Origin of the sequence: Enterococcus sp. DIV1639a, assembly GCF_050530445.1 — a bacterium.
Taxonomy (GTDB): domain Bacteria; phylum Bacillota; class Bacilli; order Lactobacillales; family Enterococcaceae; genus Enterococcus_B; species Enterococcus_B hirae.
In genome coordinates, this window is the sequence record NZ_CP172886.1 from 1105438 (window position 1) to 1122689 (window position 17252).

General features: G+C 35.8%; 16 protein-coding genes. 13 read left to right on the top strand and 3 right to left on the bottom strand.

The genetic code is table 11. From position 1 onward, the window contains the following. Positions 1–143: 143 nt before the first annotated feature. A complete protein-coding gene (locus IGJ32_RS05025; RefSeq protein ID WP_053766422.1) occupies positions 144–788 on the bottom strand; it encodes a DUF624 domain-containing protein in 645 nt (214 codons plus the stop codon). 256 nt (positions 789–1044) lie between these two features. Here IGJ32_RS05025 and IGJ32_RS05030 point away from each other — a divergent pair, with 256 nt between their 5' ends. The 7 genes from IGJ32_RS05030 (at position 1045) to IGJ32_RS05060 (ending at position 9977) form a co-directional block, all read left to right on the top strand. Then, positions 1045–2391, top strand: coding sequence for an alpha-L-fucosidase (locus tag IGJ32_RS05030; RefSeq protein ID WP_342081946.1), 1347 nt, complete (start codon positions 1045–1047; stop codon positions 2389–2391). 33 nt (positions 2392–2424) lie between these two features. Then, positions 2425–3378: an ABC transporter permease gene (locus IGJ32_RS05035; protein ID WP_034867549.1), complete on the top strand. Its 954-nt coding sequence runs from the start codon at positions 2425–2427 to the stop codon at positions 3376–3378. 10 nt (positions 3379–3388) lie between these two features. After that, a complete protein-coding gene (locus tag IGJ32_RS05040; protein WP_370566457.1) occupies positions 3389–4300 on the top strand; it encodes a carbohydrate ABC transporter permease in 912 nt (303 codons plus the stop codon). 31 nt (positions 4301–4331) lie between these two features. Next, positions 4332–5954: an extracellular solute-binding protein gene (locus tag IGJ32_RS05045; RefSeq protein WP_081128673.1), complete on the top strand. Its 1623-nt coding sequence runs from the start codon at positions 4332–4334 to the stop codon at positions 5952–5954. Positions 5955–6256: 302 nt separating this feature from the next. Next, positions 6257–7666 carry a glycoside hydrolase family 1 protein gene (locus tag IGJ32_RS05050; protein WP_342081947.1) on the top strand — a complete coding sequence of 470 codons (1410 nt, stop codon included), beginning with the start codon at positions 6257–6259 and terminating at the stop codon, positions 7664–7666. A 274-nt stretch (positions 7667–7940) separates the two neighbouring features. Then, a complete protein-coding gene (locus tag IGJ32_RS05055) occupies positions 7941–8867 on the top strand; it encodes a manganese-dependent inorganic pyrophosphatase (RefSeq protein WP_010719439.1) in 927 nt (308 codons plus the stop codon). Positions 8868–9095: 228 nt separating this feature from the next. After that, positions 9096–9977, top strand: a complete 882-nt coding sequence (locus IGJ32_RS05060) for a DUF1803 domain-containing protein (protein ID WP_342081948.1) — start codon at positions 9096–9098, stop codon at positions 9975–9977. Positions 9978–10142: 165 nt separating this feature from the next. Here IGJ32_RS05060 and IGJ32_RS05065 read toward each other — a convergent pair whose 3' ends face one another. Continuing rightward, positions 10143–10763 carry a hypothetical protein gene (locus IGJ32_RS05065; RefSeq protein ID WP_010719437.1) on the bottom strand — a complete coding sequence of 207 codons (621 nt, stop codon included), beginning with the start codon at positions 10761–10763 and terminating at the stop codon, positions 10143–10145. A gap of 526 nt (positions 10764–11289) precedes the next feature. On the opposite strand from IGJ32_RS05065, the gene IGJ32_RS05070 reads away from it, so the two are divergent. From IGJ32_RS05070 to IGJ32_RS05090, 5 genes are all read left to right on the top strand, one after another. Further along, positions 11290–11679 carry a hypothetical protein gene (locus tag IGJ32_RS05070; RefSeq protein WP_342081949.1) on the top strand — a complete coding sequence of 130 codons (390 nt, stop codon included), beginning with the start codon at positions 11290–11292 and terminating at the stop codon, positions 11677–11679. Between the two features lie 4 nt (positions 11680–11683). Next, positions 11684–12448 (top strand): alpha/beta fold hydrolase, encoded by a 765-nt coding sequence (locus tag IGJ32_RS05075; RefSeq protein WP_342081950.1) that lies wholly within the window; start codon positions 11684–11686, stop codon positions 12446–12448. 520 nt (positions 12449–12968) lie between these two features. After that, complete coding sequence (locus tag IGJ32_RS05080) at positions 12969–13916, top strand: LacI family DNA-binding transcriptional regulator (RefSeq protein WP_034700335.1); 948 nt, start codon at positions 12969–12971, stop codon at positions 13914–13916. A 98-nt stretch (positions 13917–14014) separates the two neighbouring features. Beyond that, positions 14015–14749, top strand: coding sequence for a hypothetical protein (locus IGJ32_RS05085; protein ID WP_010737399.1), 735 nt, complete (start codon positions 14015–14017; stop codon positions 14747–14749). 72 nt (positions 14750–14821) lie between these two features. Continuing rightward, a complete protein-coding gene (locus IGJ32_RS05090; RefSeq protein WP_342081951.1) occupies positions 14822–15874 on the top strand; it encodes a zinc-binding alcohol dehydrogenase family protein in 1053 nt (350 codons plus the stop codon). 39 nt (positions 15875–15913) lie between these two features. On the opposite strand, the gene IGJ32_RS05095 is transcribed toward IGJ32_RS05090, so the two are convergent. Beyond that, positions 15914–16579 (bottom strand): YitT family protein, encoded by a 666-nt coding sequence (locus tag IGJ32_RS05095; protein WP_010719430.1) that lies wholly within the window; start codon positions 16577–16579, stop codon positions 15914–15916. Between the two features lie 127 nt (positions 16580–16706). Between IGJ32_RS05095 and IGJ32_RS05100 the strand changes: the two genes are divergently transcribed. Further along, positions 16707–16994 (top strand): hypothetical protein, encoded by a 288-nt coding sequence (locus tag IGJ32_RS05100; RefSeq protein WP_034700338.1) that lies wholly within the window; start codon positions 16707–16709, stop codon positions 16992–16994. Positions 16995–17252 lie beyond the last annotated feature (258 nt).

Genomic DNA, 17252 nt, shown 5'->3' on the forward strand with positions numbered 1-17252 from the left:
TTTGACTTTTACCCAAAGGGCTGACGAATCGCATTGTAGATTGTAAGTTAAAAAAAGAGCTATTATTGAGGTTTCCTTGTAAAATCTCCTCGCAGTTCTGTAGTAGCATTTAACTGTTTGTTTGATTTAAGATTCGTTTTTTGTTATTGCGTTAACGTACGATTTTTTTCTTCAATTTTAATCATTGATTGCAAAGAGAACCAACTTAATGGCAAACAGAATAAAGGCACAAAAGCCACGATTGTCAAAATTGGGAAAAAGGTAGAGACAGCCGTCACGACAAAGATCCCCAGAATAATCGCTACGGTTTCAATCAAGCTACACAAAGATAGAAATAATGCTTGTTTGAAATATTGTGTGAATGACAAATCATAACGTAAAAATACTGGGAATAAATAAAGAATGACTATGACAGTTGCGATAAATAATAATAAGATCCCCATATGAATGAAAGGGTTTTGTAAATACACAGCTGCAATTCTCAGATCCATCCATAGAAATCCTAGTAACATGCCAGCAGCATAGCCTAGTTGATTTGTTGAAATAAACAGATTATTGAAGCTTGTTTGAAAATCTGAATATAAGACTTGAGGAATTTGTTTTTCTTCAAATAAATGATAGAAAAATTTGAGAACGGTAACACTTGCGGGAAAAGTTCCTAGTAGAATACAACCTCTTAATACCGATAAAAACCAAAATACTTGGAGCTTGATGAGAAAAAGCAAGAATTTTCCTAAAGAATAGGTAAAATCAAAAATAGAATGTGGTGATCGTTTATGTTGATTCATAGCTAAAACCTCCTTGTATTAGTCATACAGCTCTTTTTATTATAGTAAGGTTTATTTATGTTTTCTATCAGTATGCGATTATTACATAGCTTTTTCTACTTTTACATAGTTACTTTCCGACTAAGAGATAAGATATAGATATCCTCTAAATAAGTTACGCTTTATGCTGTTTCTACATAGCTTATGCTTTTTACATATTGCTGTTGCCTTGCTTTTTTTGTAAATTTAAAGCACAAACATGAAAGGGGTTTCATAAATGACGATACGCGGAGATATCGAAGTACCTAAAGAGGTTGAATTAGATCATAGGACTTATCCAGAAACAGAAATGCTAAAAGAACGATTAGAATGGTTTCAAGATTTAAAACTTGGCGTGATTTTTCACTACGGACTTTATGCTCAAGCAGGAATCGTAGAATCTTGGCAACTTTCTGAAAAAGACCTTTGGGCAAGAGAAGGGCGTGAGTTTCGGAAAGATTTTAAACAACTGCAACTAGACTACTGGAATTTGATTAAAGAGTTTAACCCAGAAAAATTACAGGCAAAGAAATGGGCAAGTATATGTAAAGAAGCAGGCTTTAAGTATTGTATTTTTACAACGAAACATCACGATGGGTTTAATATGTACAATACTCTTGAAACAGAATATAAGGTTGGCGGTAAACAAAGCCCGTTTAAAAGAGATATTTTAAAAGAAGTTTTTGAGGCTTTTCGTAAGGAAGAAATAGCAACAGGAGCCTACTATTCAAAAGCCGATTGGTATTCGCCGTTTTATTGGTTGGATGACGATACGATCAAGGGGCGTCATGCGAGCTATGATACGGAACGTTACCCAGAAATTTGGCAACGTTACGTAAGTTTTGTTCATAATCAGATTAAAGAAATCACGCATAACTATGGTCATGTGGATCTTTTATGGTTAGATGCTGGTTGGTGTGGACAGAAAAAAGAAGACCTGGAAATGGATCGATTAGCAGAAATCGCTCGTGAGAAGCAACCGGAATTAATTATTGTGGATCGTATGATGGGGGGCAGACATGAGAACTATGTGACCCCTGAACGAAAGGTGCCAGAACTAGCTGAAATTCCCAAGAAAGTTTGGGAAAGTAATATCCCGATTGGTGATGATTGGGGCTATGTACCAAATGATCGCTTTAAGAGTTCCCAAGAACTATTGGAAACTTTTGTCGATGTGGTCAGCAAAGGTGGGAATTTGATCTTAGGAGTTGGGCCAAAACCAGATGGTACCTTTACTGATGAAGAAACCAAAATCTTACAGGAAATTGGGAATTGGCTAAATATCTATGGAGAAGGAATCTATGAAACTCGCTCACAACCTAAAGAATGGCAAAATCAGTGGAAATTAACATACAGCAAAGATCAAACCAAACATTATGCTTTTCAAAGTATTCGCTTTACACAAGAAAAAATATTTTTAGCTGACATTGAAGCCGGGAAACATCATGTGATTAAAGATTTATCTACGAAAAAAGAATTAGAAGTATATACGGAAGAAGATCAAATATATATCCTCAGCAGTGAATTAGAGAAACCAGCAATTGGGCTGATTGGTCTTGAAATTTTAAAAAAGCCACAAGGATAGAGATGAGTGAACTTCATAAAAGGAGGTTAAAAAATGGCTGATGCATTACTTGATGTCAATAAAGAGAAAGAGAAAACAAAATGGTCAGAGATCAAAAAAAAATTATATAAAAGCCGACAGCTGTATGTTTTTGTCATTCCAGCATTGGTGGTGGTTGCTGTTTTTTCTTACGGTCCCATGTACGGCGTGATTATAGCATTCAAGGATTATATCCCATCATTAGGGATTTTTGGAAGTCCTTGGGTAGGATTTAAGCATTTCCAACGTTTTTTTGATTCCTACTATTTCTGGGATCTAATTAAAAACACGTTAGGTATCAGTATATATTCTTTGGTCGTAGGATTTCCGCTACCGATTATATTAGCACTAGCACTAAATGAGTTGAAAGATGGAAAATTTAAAAAATTTACGCAGACAGTGACTTATGCACCTAATTTTATTTCAGTCGTTGTCGTATGCGGTATGTTAATTGCTTTTTTGACGCCTTCCACCGGTATTATTAACCATCTACTGGTTTTTCTAGGTTTTGAGCGAATTAGTTTCATGACAGATCCTCGTTGGTTTAAAACGATCTACGTATTATCTGGGGTTTGGCAAGGAACAGGATGGGGTTCAGTGATTTATTTAGCTGCATTATCTGGTGTTGATACACAGCTTCATGAAGCTGCAACTGTTGATGGTGCAACGAGATGGCAAAGAATCTGGTATATCAACCTACCGACTATCATTCCTACTATGGTTATTTTACTGATCATGAATGTGGGGAGTTTGATGTCATTAGGTTATGAAAAAATCCTGTTGATGCAAAATGCGTTGAATATGGATTCTTCAAATGTGATTGCCACGTTTGTTTACAAACAAGGATTGCTTGACGCACAGTACAGCTATGCATCAGCTGTCGGACTGTTCAATGCAGCAATCAACGCATTTTTATTGATCACAGTAAATAAAATTTCGCGTAAAGTCAGCGAAACAAGTTTATGGTAATGGAGGGAAAATAATGTATTCAAAAGCGATCCGATCATCGAAAGGCGACAAATTTTTCATGTTTCTCATCTACTTGTTTATTGCCATTGCCCTTTTGTTGGTTATTTATCCGTTGATTTATGTTATAAGCGCATCTATATCTAGTCCGACCTCCGTCAATTCTGGAGAAATGTGGTTATTGCCAAAAAAGATCACTTGGGATGGTTACAAAACGATTTTTACGTATAAAAGTATCTGGCAAGGTTACCGGAACACGATTTATTACACATTACTAGGAACATTTATCAATTTATTATGTACACTTCCTTGTGCATATGCTCTAGGAAGAGCAGAATTTTATGGGAAAAATCTATTTATGAAGTTTTTGATGGTTCCTATGTTTATCAGTGGCGGTTTGGTACCTACTTATTTATTGATTAAAAATCTAGGGATGAATGATTCGATTTGGGCGTTAGTTATTCCAGGGGCCGTTTCAGTTTATAATATTGCAATTACACGTACTTTCTTTCAATCCACCATCCCTAGAGAAATGGAGGAAGCGGCATTGATTGATGGATGTTCTGACTTTCAGATATTTATGAAGATTGTTTTACCTTTATCAATGCCAATTATTGCAGTAATGGGACTATTTTGCGGAGTGGCCCATTGGAATAGTTATTTTAGTGCGTTAATCTATTTAACAAACAAATCAATGTATCCGCTTCAATTAATCCTGCGAGAGATTTTAGTGAATCAAGATTTAACAAAAGGAACAACAGAGATGACAGCAGCGGCAGCAGAAGTAGCTTATAGTAAACAACAGCTTGCACAAGTCATTAAATATGGAGTAATGATCGTTTCGACATTACCAATCATTATGATCTATCCGTTTTTACAAAAGTACTTTGTTAAAGGTGTCATGGTTGGTTCTTTGAAAGGCTAACTAAAAATAAATAAGAGAGTGAGTGAAATGAATGAAAAAATGTTATTTAGTAATTGCATCATTAGTGTTGACAACAACTCTTTTGGGTGCTTGTGGGAACAAGGGAAATACTGCTGGAAAAGAAGAAACTATTGCCGTTGAAAAAACCGGAATGCCAATCGTCAAAGAAAAAATCAACATGACGATGATGGCTCCTGGTGGAGAAGCAGAATGGGATGAGTTAGCTTCGGCTAAAGCGTTAGCGGAATTAACTGGAATCAATTTTGATTATATTACTCCGCCAAGCACAGATTTTGAAGCGAAATTGAATTTGGCTTTTGCTTCTGGTGAGTTACCAGATGTTATTTTTGGTGCAGGAAGTGGTCTTTCAAATGCCAAACAATCAGATTATGGATCACAAGGAATTTTAATTGCCTTGGAGGATTTGATTGATGACTATGCGCCAAATTTAAAGAAAATCCTTGATGAGAACCCAGAGTTCAAAAAATCAATTACTGCACCAGATGGTCACATTTATTCTTTACCACGATTATATCCAGAAGATACCTCTAGCCCTCTTTATATCTCACCTTTATGGTATAACGGCGAGTGGCTAGAAAAATTAGGGGTAACCGAATTGCCAAAAAACACGGATGAGTTATATAAATTGTTGAAGCGATTCAAAGAAGAAGACCCCAACGGTAATGGCAAACAAGATGAGATTCCGTTATCAGACGGCAACAAGTTGGCAATTATTCGTACGTGGTTGCTACCTGCTTTTGGTATGAAATCTCTAGGAATCGAAGAAGTTAACGGAAAAGTGCGTTATGCTGCTGCATCGGCTAACTATAAGGAATATTTAACGTATATGAATAAACTTTATTCAGAAGGATTGCTGGACCCAGAAGTCTTCTCGCAGTCAGAAGAAAAGTATCAAGGAAACACACAAACAGATAAAGTCGGTTTATTTGGCGCGTATGCTTCATACATGGCTACTGGTAAAATGCCTGAGGAGTCTTTATCAGATCCAATGTTTTCACCAGTTACTTCAAGTATTCAAAATACACCTTTAGCACCGGGTCATCCTCGTGTAACAACTGGAACGTTTGCGATTACCAATAAATGTAAAAGTCCAGAGGCAGCAATGCGATGGGCGGACTATCTTTACACAGAAGAAGGGCAAGATTTAATGACAAAAGGTCCAGAAGGGGCATTTTGGAAATATGAAACAAACGATTCTGGAGAAAAAGTTCGGGTATATACAGGTGAAAATAAACAAAAGATGGAAGAAGACCGTGGGAAAATTGCAATGGATTATGGCTTAGTCGTACCGGGATTAGAAGACGATTATGCCCAAAGTGTTTTAGCTAATGTCAACGATCCTGATCCTAGTGTATGGACGGAATTTCGCATGAAAGAAATCAACGAGAAAATCATGCCCAATACCGAGGTACCTTTCCCAATTGTTTATATGACGAAAGATGAAGCAGATCAAATTGCGATCAACGCGACGGACATTCGGACTTATGTAGAGCAAATGGAAGCTAAATTTATTACAGGTGTGGAAAGTTTGGCTAAATGGGATGAATATGTCAGTACATTAAAATCAATGGGATTAAATGATTTTGTCAGCACTTATCAAAAAGCATATGATCGTTGGGCTAAAACCGAATAATCATCTTTAACATCAAAGTGGACGTTTGGGATGTTCCTAGCGTCCAGCTTTGTTTGAACAAAACATCAAGAGTTTGGAGAAACCAAAATGAGATCATTAGCAACTAGCATAGCGATGATGGTCAAACAAATGGTTTCATGATAAAGATCAAAGAGAACGAGTATCACACTGACTAAATAATTTTGCCAAATCATGGTAAATATAAATGAGAAAAAGAATGAACCAACATAAACGATGATCATTGGGTTCACTGACTGAAGGGAATCAGTGGATAAAACGATAGAAAAGGAAGGAAATTTTAAATGGATACATTTCCACAAAACTTTCTGTGGGGAGCAGCGGCTTCTGCCCCTCAGACAGAAGGAGCTGCTTTGGTTGATGGCAAGAGCCCATCAACTTGGGATAAGTGGTTTGAAATAGAACCAGAATTGTTTTATAACGGAACAGGACCAGAAAATACCTCTAATACGTATTATCAATACAAAGAAGATGTTGCCTGTATGAAGGCAATGAATTTAAATTCCTATCGGACATCGATTGCTTGGACGCGTCTTTTACCGGATGGCAAGACATTAAATCCGCAAGCTGTTGATTTTTACCGAGCCTATTTTCAGGAAATGTTGGATAATGGCATTGAGCCGATCATCAATTTGTTCCATTTTGATATGCCTTGGTGGCTGATGGAAAAAGGTGGCTGGGAAGTTCGTGAGTCAGCGGATCATTTTGCATTTTACGCAAAGACTGCGTTTGAAGCTTTTGGCGATTTAGTAAAAAAATGGGCGACGTTCAATGAGCCTCTTGTACACATCGAATGTGGGTATATGGGAGATGCACATTGGCCCAAGGTGCATGATTTTAAACGAGCTATACAAGTTGCCTATCACACACTACTAGCGCATGCGAAAGCTGTAAAGGAGTACCGGCGCTCTTCTTTTAATGACGGACAAATTTCTATCATTCTCAATTTAGCACCCGTTTACTCTAAAAGCGAAGAAGCTGAAGACGTGGCTGCTGCAAAGTGGGCAGACCTGTTTTATATTCGCAGCTTTCTGGACTGTGCGGTACGAGGTACTTTTCCAGAAGAGCTGGTAGAGGTATTACGAGAAAGTGATTTACTTCCTAAAACAGAAACAGGTGATAAAGAAATTTTTGCGGAGAATACAGTAGACTTTATTGGTTGTAATTATTACCAGCCATTACGTGTACAAGCACCTCAAGAAAAGAAACGGCGAATTACGGGGCTACGGGATTTATTCCGAGGCTATGATTGGCCGGAGAAACGAATAAACCCACATCGTGGCTGGGAGATTTATCCGCGAGGAATCTATGATATTGCGATGCGGTTAAAAAACAGTTATAGCAATATTCCTTGGTATATTTCAGAAAACGGGATGGGTGTGTCGCAAGAAGAACGGTTCAACAATAAAGAGAATGTTATTGACGACAACTACCGAATTGATTTTTTATTTGAACATTTGACGCAACTGCAGCAGGCAATTTCAGAAGGTTCTCCTTGCTTTGGGTATCATATGTGGACATTTGCTGACTGTTGGAGTTGGTTGAATGCCTATAAAAATAGATATGGTTTTTATCGTGTCGATCTGGACAATGGCTATAAACGGTTACCGAAACAATCAAGTTTATGGATGGCACAGGTAATCGCTGAAAACCGATTAGTTGAACCGTTTGCTCAAAACTCAAGTAGTCATTAAAGGCTAGTAAAGAAAAAAACGATAAATGATTTACTTTTTCCAACTTTTTCTTTCAGTGCGAAGAGTTCTGCAATGAAATGAGTAATGGCATGGCCAACTTTTTAAATGACTGTTCCATGGTACTTCGCGCTATCAAAAATTTTGTTTACGATTGTTTGATATAAAAGTAAGATGGATCGGAATTTCTTCCATCCTAGAAATTATAGCGTCAGTATTGCTTCTTTCGGTTTTTTTGCTATTATTAAGTAGGAGAAACCATAAAGGAGCGAGACAAATGTCAAAAATTTTAGTTTTTGGTCACCAAAATCCAGATACAGATGCAATTGGAGCGGCAATCGCCTTTTCACACTTGCAAAATCAACTAGGAAAAGAAACTGAAGCTGTAGCTTTAGGTACACCTAACGAAGAAACACAATATGCATTAGATTACTTTAAGTTATCTGCCCCACGTGTCGTTCAATCAGCAAAAGAAGAAGCAACACAAGTGATGCTAGTGGACCATAATGAATTTCAACAAAGTATTTCTGATATTGCAGAAGTAGAAATTTTAGCGGTCGTTGATCATCATCGGATTGCAAATTTTGAAACAGCCAATCCACTTTATTACCGAGCTGAACCAGTAGGTTGTACAAGTACAATCATTTTGAAGTTATATAAAGAAAACCAAGTAGAACTTCCTAAAGAGATTGCTGGCATTATGCTTTCTGCAATTTTATCTGATACATTGCTATTCAAATCACCAACATGCACATCAGAAGATGAGGCAGCTGCAAAAGAACTTGCAACAATTGCAGGCGTTGATTTGACAAGCTATGGGTTAGATATGTTAAAGGCCGGTACAAATCTTAGCGATAAATCAGCTGCAACCTTACTTGATCTTGATGCCAAAAGCTTCCCAATGGGAGAAGCTAATGTTCGTATTGCACAAGTGAATACAGTCGATTTAAGCGAAGTAATGGCTCGTCAAACGGAACTGGAAGAAGCGATGACTGAAGAAATGGCTAAAAATGGATATGACCTCTTTGTCCTAGTGGTAACGAATATCCTAGATAGCGATTCTGAATTATTAGTTGCAGGTCAAGGATTAGATAAAGTCGAAGAAGCTTTCCAAGTTAAATTAACGAACAATCGTGCCTTATTAAAAGGAGTTGTTTCTCGTAAGAAACAAGTCGTTCCTCAGCTAACAGCAGTTTTTAACTAAGCTAGCTAAGGGGTTGCTAACACCTTTTATTCGATAGTTATTAAAGAGCCTGACAGCTATTTGTTCCAGGCTCACAATGCCAGCCTAGCTTGTTCGATCAAAATGAGGTTGGAACAGAAGTGATCCAGCTTTAAAAAATAAGCCGAAGAATCCGAAAATAGTTGCTCGTATTTTTGGGATTCTTCGGCCTATTTCCGATTGAGCTAGGGAAAACGAGAAGGGGAAAAAATGAACTATTTTTATTCACAAAATCACCAGCAGTTGCTTAGCAAACTAGTAAACAATGCTGTTTTTCCAACTTTGATTGAGTATTTGCATCATCATCAAGAAGAAGACATTATTTTGAGAGAGTTGAAAAAAAATTTTGATCAACCGAAATTTGAAGCTTTTCTTGATCAGTTGATTGATGAAAATCTAATCAAGCGGGAAAATCGTCGTTATAAGTTGAATTTTCCAATATTTGAAGAAGAAACTTATCAAAAAGAAATTGAAGAAGCTGCAGCCCAGATTTTACAAGCTATTAGTCATTTGTCGCAAACGGAAAAACAGTTGGTTATGGGAAATGAATGTTGGCAAGAATGTTTCGTGTCTAATTCAACCTATTTTTATGCAACCGTAGAAGATCTTATTCCTGTGACGAGACAGGTTGCCGGCAATGAGAATTATCGATTTGTTTCTTTAAATTATCATAACAAGTTATCTTATTCACTTGCCAATTATTTTTATTTACAAAAGAAACAATTACCTGTGCCATCAGAATTTTTAAAACTTGTAGAACTGATCGGTGACGTCAACGAAACTTATTATTTTGATCAAGTTGAAGTAATCATTGAGCGTATCCAAGCTCAAAAATATAAGAATCGTCGTTCCAGTATCTTCTTTGATTCACTGATCTTGTCGAATACTGTTAAAGTTGTGAAAACTGATGATCAGTTCAACTATCAATTAGCATTGCCGTTGGTTAAAACGGCAAACAGCAGAAGACAACTACCCAAAATCGCTGCTGGAAGAACCGTGGAAGAGCATGCTTATATTGCTAGAAAAGTCTATGATCGTCTTATCAAGGAACTAAATTTAGCAGATTTTTCTTATATAGAAAAAATCAACTGAAAAATTTTTAGACTCAACTGTTAATAATCCTCAGACATCAAAGTTATCAGAAATGACTAGCTTTGATGTTTTTTATGTAAAATTCAATCATTTATGTCTATTGTAAAGGATTCTTTATTAGCAATATCATCCGAAAAATAAAAAAACAGTTCAAGGCACTTAGACTTACTTGTCCTGAACTGTTTTTCTTATTTGCCACATCATCATTCCTAAACACGAAATGAAGAGTAATTCAAGAAAATTACTAGTGATTTGAATATTTGCTGGATCAAAAGTTGGCGCTAACGCTAATACAAGAAAAGAAAAGACACTATAGACAAAGCAGAATAGTGGGATTAGTTGCATTAAAAGTGGCAAGCGTAACTTTTTGAATATTAGTGAAAAAATAAAGTAAGTAAAGATGGATAAAATGATAACCAGTCCATTCAGTATAAAAAAGAACAATGAATTTTGGTTAAAGGAATAGAATAAAACGGTCAGCAATGCGAGCAACCTAGATGCAACAAAAATTGTAGCAGCTTCATCCATCTTTTTGGGGATTTGTTTTTTCACATATGTTCGAAAAGCCAATGAAAAAATAAAACCACACAAAGATGAAAGAATTAACAAGAAGAGGCTCTCATCTACCTGACTTAAACCGGGGTGATCTAACAATAACCAGCCAAAGGCATTACATGGTATATCGGAAGATCTGAAATAGGAATAGCATAAGAACAAAAAAAGTGTCAATAGGGCGAAAAGCGTCCCTATGTGCAAAAATGTACTTGTCTGTCGTTTCGTTTTCATATATTCTCCTGATAAAAATAGTGTTAATCAGATATATGATAACAAAATGATGAGTATATGTCGATGCTTTTTAATGGAAATAAAAAATAAAGGCTTTTTTTATATGGTAAATTTCATTTTAACTTCAATTACAAATTTTCAAACTAATTTAATTAAAGGTTTTACTAATGATGTGCCTCACTTAAATGTTTTTATTCACAAAGGAATTTAGTGACAACATTGATTATTACTTATGAGTTAATAATAGATCAGTTTGATGTAGATTTTCCCAAAAGTATATTTATTCTCTATTTTAAAAAGGAGAAGTTTGAACATGAAATGCCTGAAAAAAGAATTAAGTTTTTTCAGAACTAGACAGTCAAAATGAGGAGCATGACAAAAAATCAAGAGGTACTTATAGGTTGTTAGGTCATTTTAATTGTGAACGATTATTTGGAAAAAAGAAAAAATTAAAATTTAAGCCTTTTTTGTTCTAAATGATGATAAAACGATTATAATAGAATTATAAAGAGAGTTGGTGATACGAATGAAAATAATAAACCGAGCCATAGGAGTCACTCATGTTCTCAGTGTTGCCTCTTGTGGGTATTTAGATTTATATTTACTTCAGCAGCCCATCGTAGCCAATAATAATATCTTTCAGATATCATTGACCGATAGCTTGCTTTTAAGTATTTTTTTATTTTCCGTGATCTTTATCGGAAATATTTTTGGCAGCTTTGCTAGTTTTTTTAATTTCACAATTTATCCACTGCTGACCTTAGGATTAGGACTAGCTGGTCTTTTAGCATTATTGCTCTTTTCAAAAACGATGAGCTTATTTTTGATTTTGTTTGGTACGATTTGTTTATTTCAAATTGTGGTTAGTGGATGGGAAATATTTCGTTCGACTATTTTGATGAAGATCGGAGACTAAAGAAGTGAATCCAATGATATTAAAACGTAAAGTAAATAATATTCCATTATTAGAAGTTGTCCTAACCGAATTAAGAGCTGAAAAAATTCCGATAATTATTTATTATCATGGTTGGCAAACGAGTAAAGAATTAGTTTTGACACAAGGAAGAAAGTTTGCTAAACAAGGATTTCGTGTCTTACTACCAGATGCAATGAACCATGGTGAAAGAAAGCAAGTAGTTTCTGCTATTCCTTCCTTTACCTTTTGGAATAGTATTTATGGAAACTTATTTGAATTTGAGACTTTATTGAAGCACTTAGAAAAACGAGATGTTCTTCATGAAAAAGTAGCTGTAGGTGGCGTATCAATGGGGGGGATGACGACTTGTGCGTTGTTAACAAAACATCCGCATTTGGTTGGTGGTATTTGTCTGATGGGTTCCCCTGCGCCTGAACAGTATGCTAAAGAAATTTACAAAAGAGCTCATCAGTACCAATACATACTGCCGAACGATTATTTTGATTTAATTTCTTGGGTCGAAAAATATGATTTATCTTTGCAGCCAGAAAAACTAGCTGGGCGACCTTTATATTTTTGGCACGGTGAAAAAGACGAGAAAATTCCCTTTCAACAAACCAATGATTTTGTGAAAAATAATCAAAAAGAACGTTATGGTCAAGGACTTGTTTTTGATTATTCGCAAACCGAAAAGCATATGGTAAAAGTACCATTGATGGATAGAGCAACCAAATTTTTGGTGCAAATGATGAATGGATCCAAAGAATAGAAAAGACAGGTGTATTCTGATTTTTTATAACAAATTAAATAGATAGAGAAGTAAACAATGCTATGAAATAATCGAAGTTGAGGTTGAGAAATAAGCGTTTAGCATCAAGAAATACGAAAGAATATCCAAAAATTGACAAGAAACACAAACACTGGTTTTTTTTGTTGATGGATACTTACTAGGTGTTTCTCAAATTTTTAGTCAATTTCGGCAAATTTTTTGATGTTGTTGCTCCTTAAACACCGTTTATTCGTTTTAGAGATACTAGAAGAGGAGGCTATTTTTGGCTTAGTCTCATTCTTTGCTATTTTCTAGTTCATATCTGAAACTAGAAAATAGATGGAGATAACGTACATTTTTCTAATAAAATGGAGTAACTGGCTTTCGATTCTAGTGAACTTTTATTAAAAAGATGCTGGCGTGCAGATGATTTTTACGATATTTCTACATTTTATCGCTTTCAAGTTTGCTATAATGGTAGAAAACAGAAAAAAGTTTTCTATTGTGAAAGGAGCAACCTATGCCAACATTAGCTGATGTTGCTAAAAAAGCAAATGTATCCAAAATGACGGTGTCTCGTGTCATCAATCACCCGGAACAAGTAACGGATGAGTTAAAAGAATTAGTTTTTTCTGCGATGGCAGAATTAGATTATCGCCCCAATATTGCAGCAAAAGCACTCGTTTCTAATCGGTCACAAATCATCAAACTTTTCATCCTTGAAGAGATTGATACAACAGAACCGTATTATATGAATTTATTGATGGGAATTGCAAAATGTATTGGCAAAGCGCACTATTCTTTGCAGTTGGTAACCAATGATGCATTTGACGTAGGGTCTTGCGACGGCTACATCATTACAGGGGTGAGAGAAAAAGATTTTGACTGGATCGACCGATTGGAAAAACCAGTCGTCCTTTTTGGTGAAAATCGTTTTGGCTATGATTATGTAGATAGCGATAATCATTATGGCACAGCAAAGGCTTCACAATATGCTATGGAATGCGGTTACGAGACCATTATTTATATTGGGATTGACGAGGATGAGCCATTTGAGTTATCAAGAGAAGCAGGCTACCTTTCAGTTATGGAGACAGCCAACATGAAGCCGCAAATATTACGTTTCCCAAATCATTCGACAATGGCAGAGAAATATCTTGCCGATCATTGGTCAACTATTAAACCAAAGACTTGTTTTATTTGCAGCTCTGACCGACTAGCTTTAGGGATTGTAAGAGGTATTGCTAAAGAAAAGGGGAAAATTCCTGAAGATTTTGGAGTCATTGGCTTTGATGGTGTATTTTTAGACCAAATCAGTTCACCCAAATTAACTACGGTAAAACAAGATATCGTACGAATGGGTGAAGTTTGTGGTGAAATGTTGTTAAAAAAAATTACCGAAAAAGGAGAAAGTCAAGGATACCGTCGATTTTTCCCTGAATTGGTCATTCGAGAAACGACCAGATGACCGTCGAAAGAGGTTAAATTTAGTTATGGTTACTATGGAAAATGAAAAAATTATGCTATGATTGAGAAAAGTTCCATTTATGAGAAGGATGGTTTAAAATGAATGAAATTAGACGGAAACATTTTCGTTTTCCTGCCTATGATGACGAAATTGGCGTCAAACTAGCAAAAAACCAAAGGCGTGTTTTATTTGATGGACAGGATGATCTATTAACCGAAAACAATAATCAACCAATGTTTGAGCAAATGCAAGAATTTCACTTTGCTCAAGGCGATGCTAGAGAACAACGCAAACGTCGAAATTTGAGCAATTCAAAAAAATCAACAATTCCAAAAGAAAATTTAGTCAGACACAAAGAACAGCTTCCTGATTATCATACGCATCAAGCAAGTAATCGCCCATTGACTAATCAGCGGACGAGAAAAGCGGCTGATTCAATGAATAGTCAGAAGAGTCAAGAGCAGCACACAAGTACCAAAGCCTATACATCGAACCAACAAAAAAATGGTCGTGGGCGTTCTTACTTTGTACCTAAGTATGTGCCAGCATCAATTATTCCTGATCCAAAAGTATCTAGTATTTCTGACGCAGAACTAGTTGATTCAATGAAAAAAATGAAAGATTCATATTTGTTATTTGATAATGAACCGGTACCTTACCAAACAAAAAAAGCCGGCTCTCCTTCTGTACAACCTTTTAACAAAGCTGAGAAAGAACCACTCAGTGCGACATCAAAAAGAAAAGATAAAAATCATGGTGTTTTAGAAAGATCATTAAAAGGATTGATAGAAGAACAAGGGAATTCTTTGGGAGAAAATAGCTATTTTAAATAATGGAAAGCCTGGATAACTCCTTTCGTGGATTGATCCAGGTCTTTTTGTATAAAGAAAGAAGGAAAGGTTTCTATGAAAAAACAAATGAAGCAAATAGGGTTTTATGAGGGATTACCATTGACTGACAAAAATAGTTTTTTAGAAAAGTTGGCAGAAACTCCGGTTCCTAAAAAAAGGGAGTTATTGGTGGAGATTTCAGCGGTTTCAGTGAATCCAGTGGATGTAAAATTTAGAATGCAGACGCCAAAACAAGAGTCTTTTACTGTTTTGGGATTTGATGCGGTAGGGAGAATAGTTGCAAAAGGTCCCCAATCTGAAAATTTTGAGATAGGAGACCGTATTTATTATGCTGGTTCAGAAAAACAACCAGGTAGTAACCAAGAATATCAGTTGGTAGATGAACGAATTGTGGCAAAAGCACCAGAAAATCTCACGGACGAAGCTAGTGCAGCATTACCGTTAACTGCGATCACCGCCTATGAACTCTTATTTGAGAAATTTCAATTGATTCCTAAAGAATCAGCGAATAAAGGTAAAAAAATATTGGTCATCAACGGTGCTGGAGGTGTCGGTTCGATTCTCACACAATTAGCAAAATGGAGTGGATTAGAGGTGGTTGCGACAGCCAGCCCCAAAAACTTTCAATGGTTAAAAGAAAATGGGGTCGATCATCCAATTGATTACCATCAAGAGTTAAAGCCTCAACTAGAAAAGGTTGGGATAAGCACCGTCGATGTCGTAGCGGTTTTACATGATATCCGTCCCTATCTAACTGAGCTGGCAGAAATGATTCAACCTATGGGGAAAATTGGGATGATCGTAGGACTTGATGGACCAATCGATATTGCAAGTTTTAAAAATTTATCTGTTTCATTTGAATGGGAGTATATGTTTACTAAAACGGATTATGGTCAACTAATCGAGACACAAGGGGAAATATTAAAACATTTGACAGCATTGGTAGAAGAAGAAAAAATCCATACTACTTTAGGAAAAGTATACAGAGAAGGCATCAGCAAAGAGACTTTAAAGCAGGCAACGAAAGAAGTAGAGACTGGAAAAGTACATGGTAAAGTAGTGATTACTGGAGGTTTTGCTAGTAACGAAATAGCGACTGAAAAGTAGAAATATACTTTTCAGTCGCTAACCAATCATTTAAGAATGTTATTCAAATTGTTCTGCAGAATCAAGAGTATCAAAAGGTTCTTTTGAACGATTTGCAGAAAAAGGATTGAGAGAACCTTTTACTTCGAGATATTTCACTTTGTTTAACGTATAAGATAAGATGGAGCAACTGAGTAAGGTATAAACAAAATGTGTTACATCCAGATATAATAAAGAAACAACCAAGATACCAAATGTAATCAAGAATAGACTTTTACCGATCTTGATATGGAAATATTTTTCAAAGGCTTGGTAAATAATGTCTGTTCCGCCAGTGCTTCCACCAAAGCGAAAGACCAGACCACAACCGATACCAGATAATACACCAGTCATCAGGCTATTGAGTAAAAGATTGTGGACAGCAAAATGGACGTTTAGTCCTTCCCACAAATGTAAAAAGAACACTAAGGCAAAGGTTCCGACAATCGTTCGCAGAAAAGCCTGCTTACCAAAAATGAATAATGAAACCAATAGCAATGGTAAATTGATAATAAGTGATGTAATGGAAGGAGCAAAACCGAATAAATTATTAAGTAAAAGGGCAATCCCAGTTACACCACCATCTGCTAATTTAGCAGGAATATTGATCCCGGTCACAGCTAAACCGTAAAGTGCAGCGCCAAAACTGATACCAACCAGATCAATTAATAGATTTATTTTTTTCATTCTCAAACCTCTTTTCTTTTGAAAATTTTCAGCAACTTCTTTATTATACTTATTAGTTAAGAATCTTCAATAGATAATTTGAAAAATTTTTTCAACATTTAAAGGATGTTCAAGGAAAGGAGTAACTATGCGAGCAGCTGATCTATTAACACTCATCACAACTTCTCCAACGAAAAGAGAGTATAAAGGCATCTATTGTGATCTTCATGATAATCTGCAGGCTTTGACGAGTATTCAAAAAAAGGGTGAGACTCAATGTGTGTTTTTATTTGAACCAAATAAACCCAATCTGCCGATGAAAGAGTTGCTTGTTTTCTTGATGAAAAATCGTGAAAAAGAAATTTTGTATCAAAAAGGTCAAGAATTTTACCCATTATACGGAGTGAAAGAAAGAGCAAACCAGCTAGTCATTTGAGAAAAAATAGGAATTTCGAGAAAAATTGAACGTTTATGACTCTAAAACGATCATTTATTACTTTTTTTTATCATTGGACAAAACTTACAGTATAATAATTTATGAACAAGCCAGTAAAAATTATCTCCCCCACGAGGTTTCTGCTTTACTGGCTGTTTTTTTATATTCAAATAAATTAGACACATTTCTCGTTCAAATTCGTGAGATGTGTCTTTTTTTATATAAAAGAAATACATAGAGTTTGAAGAAATAAATTTC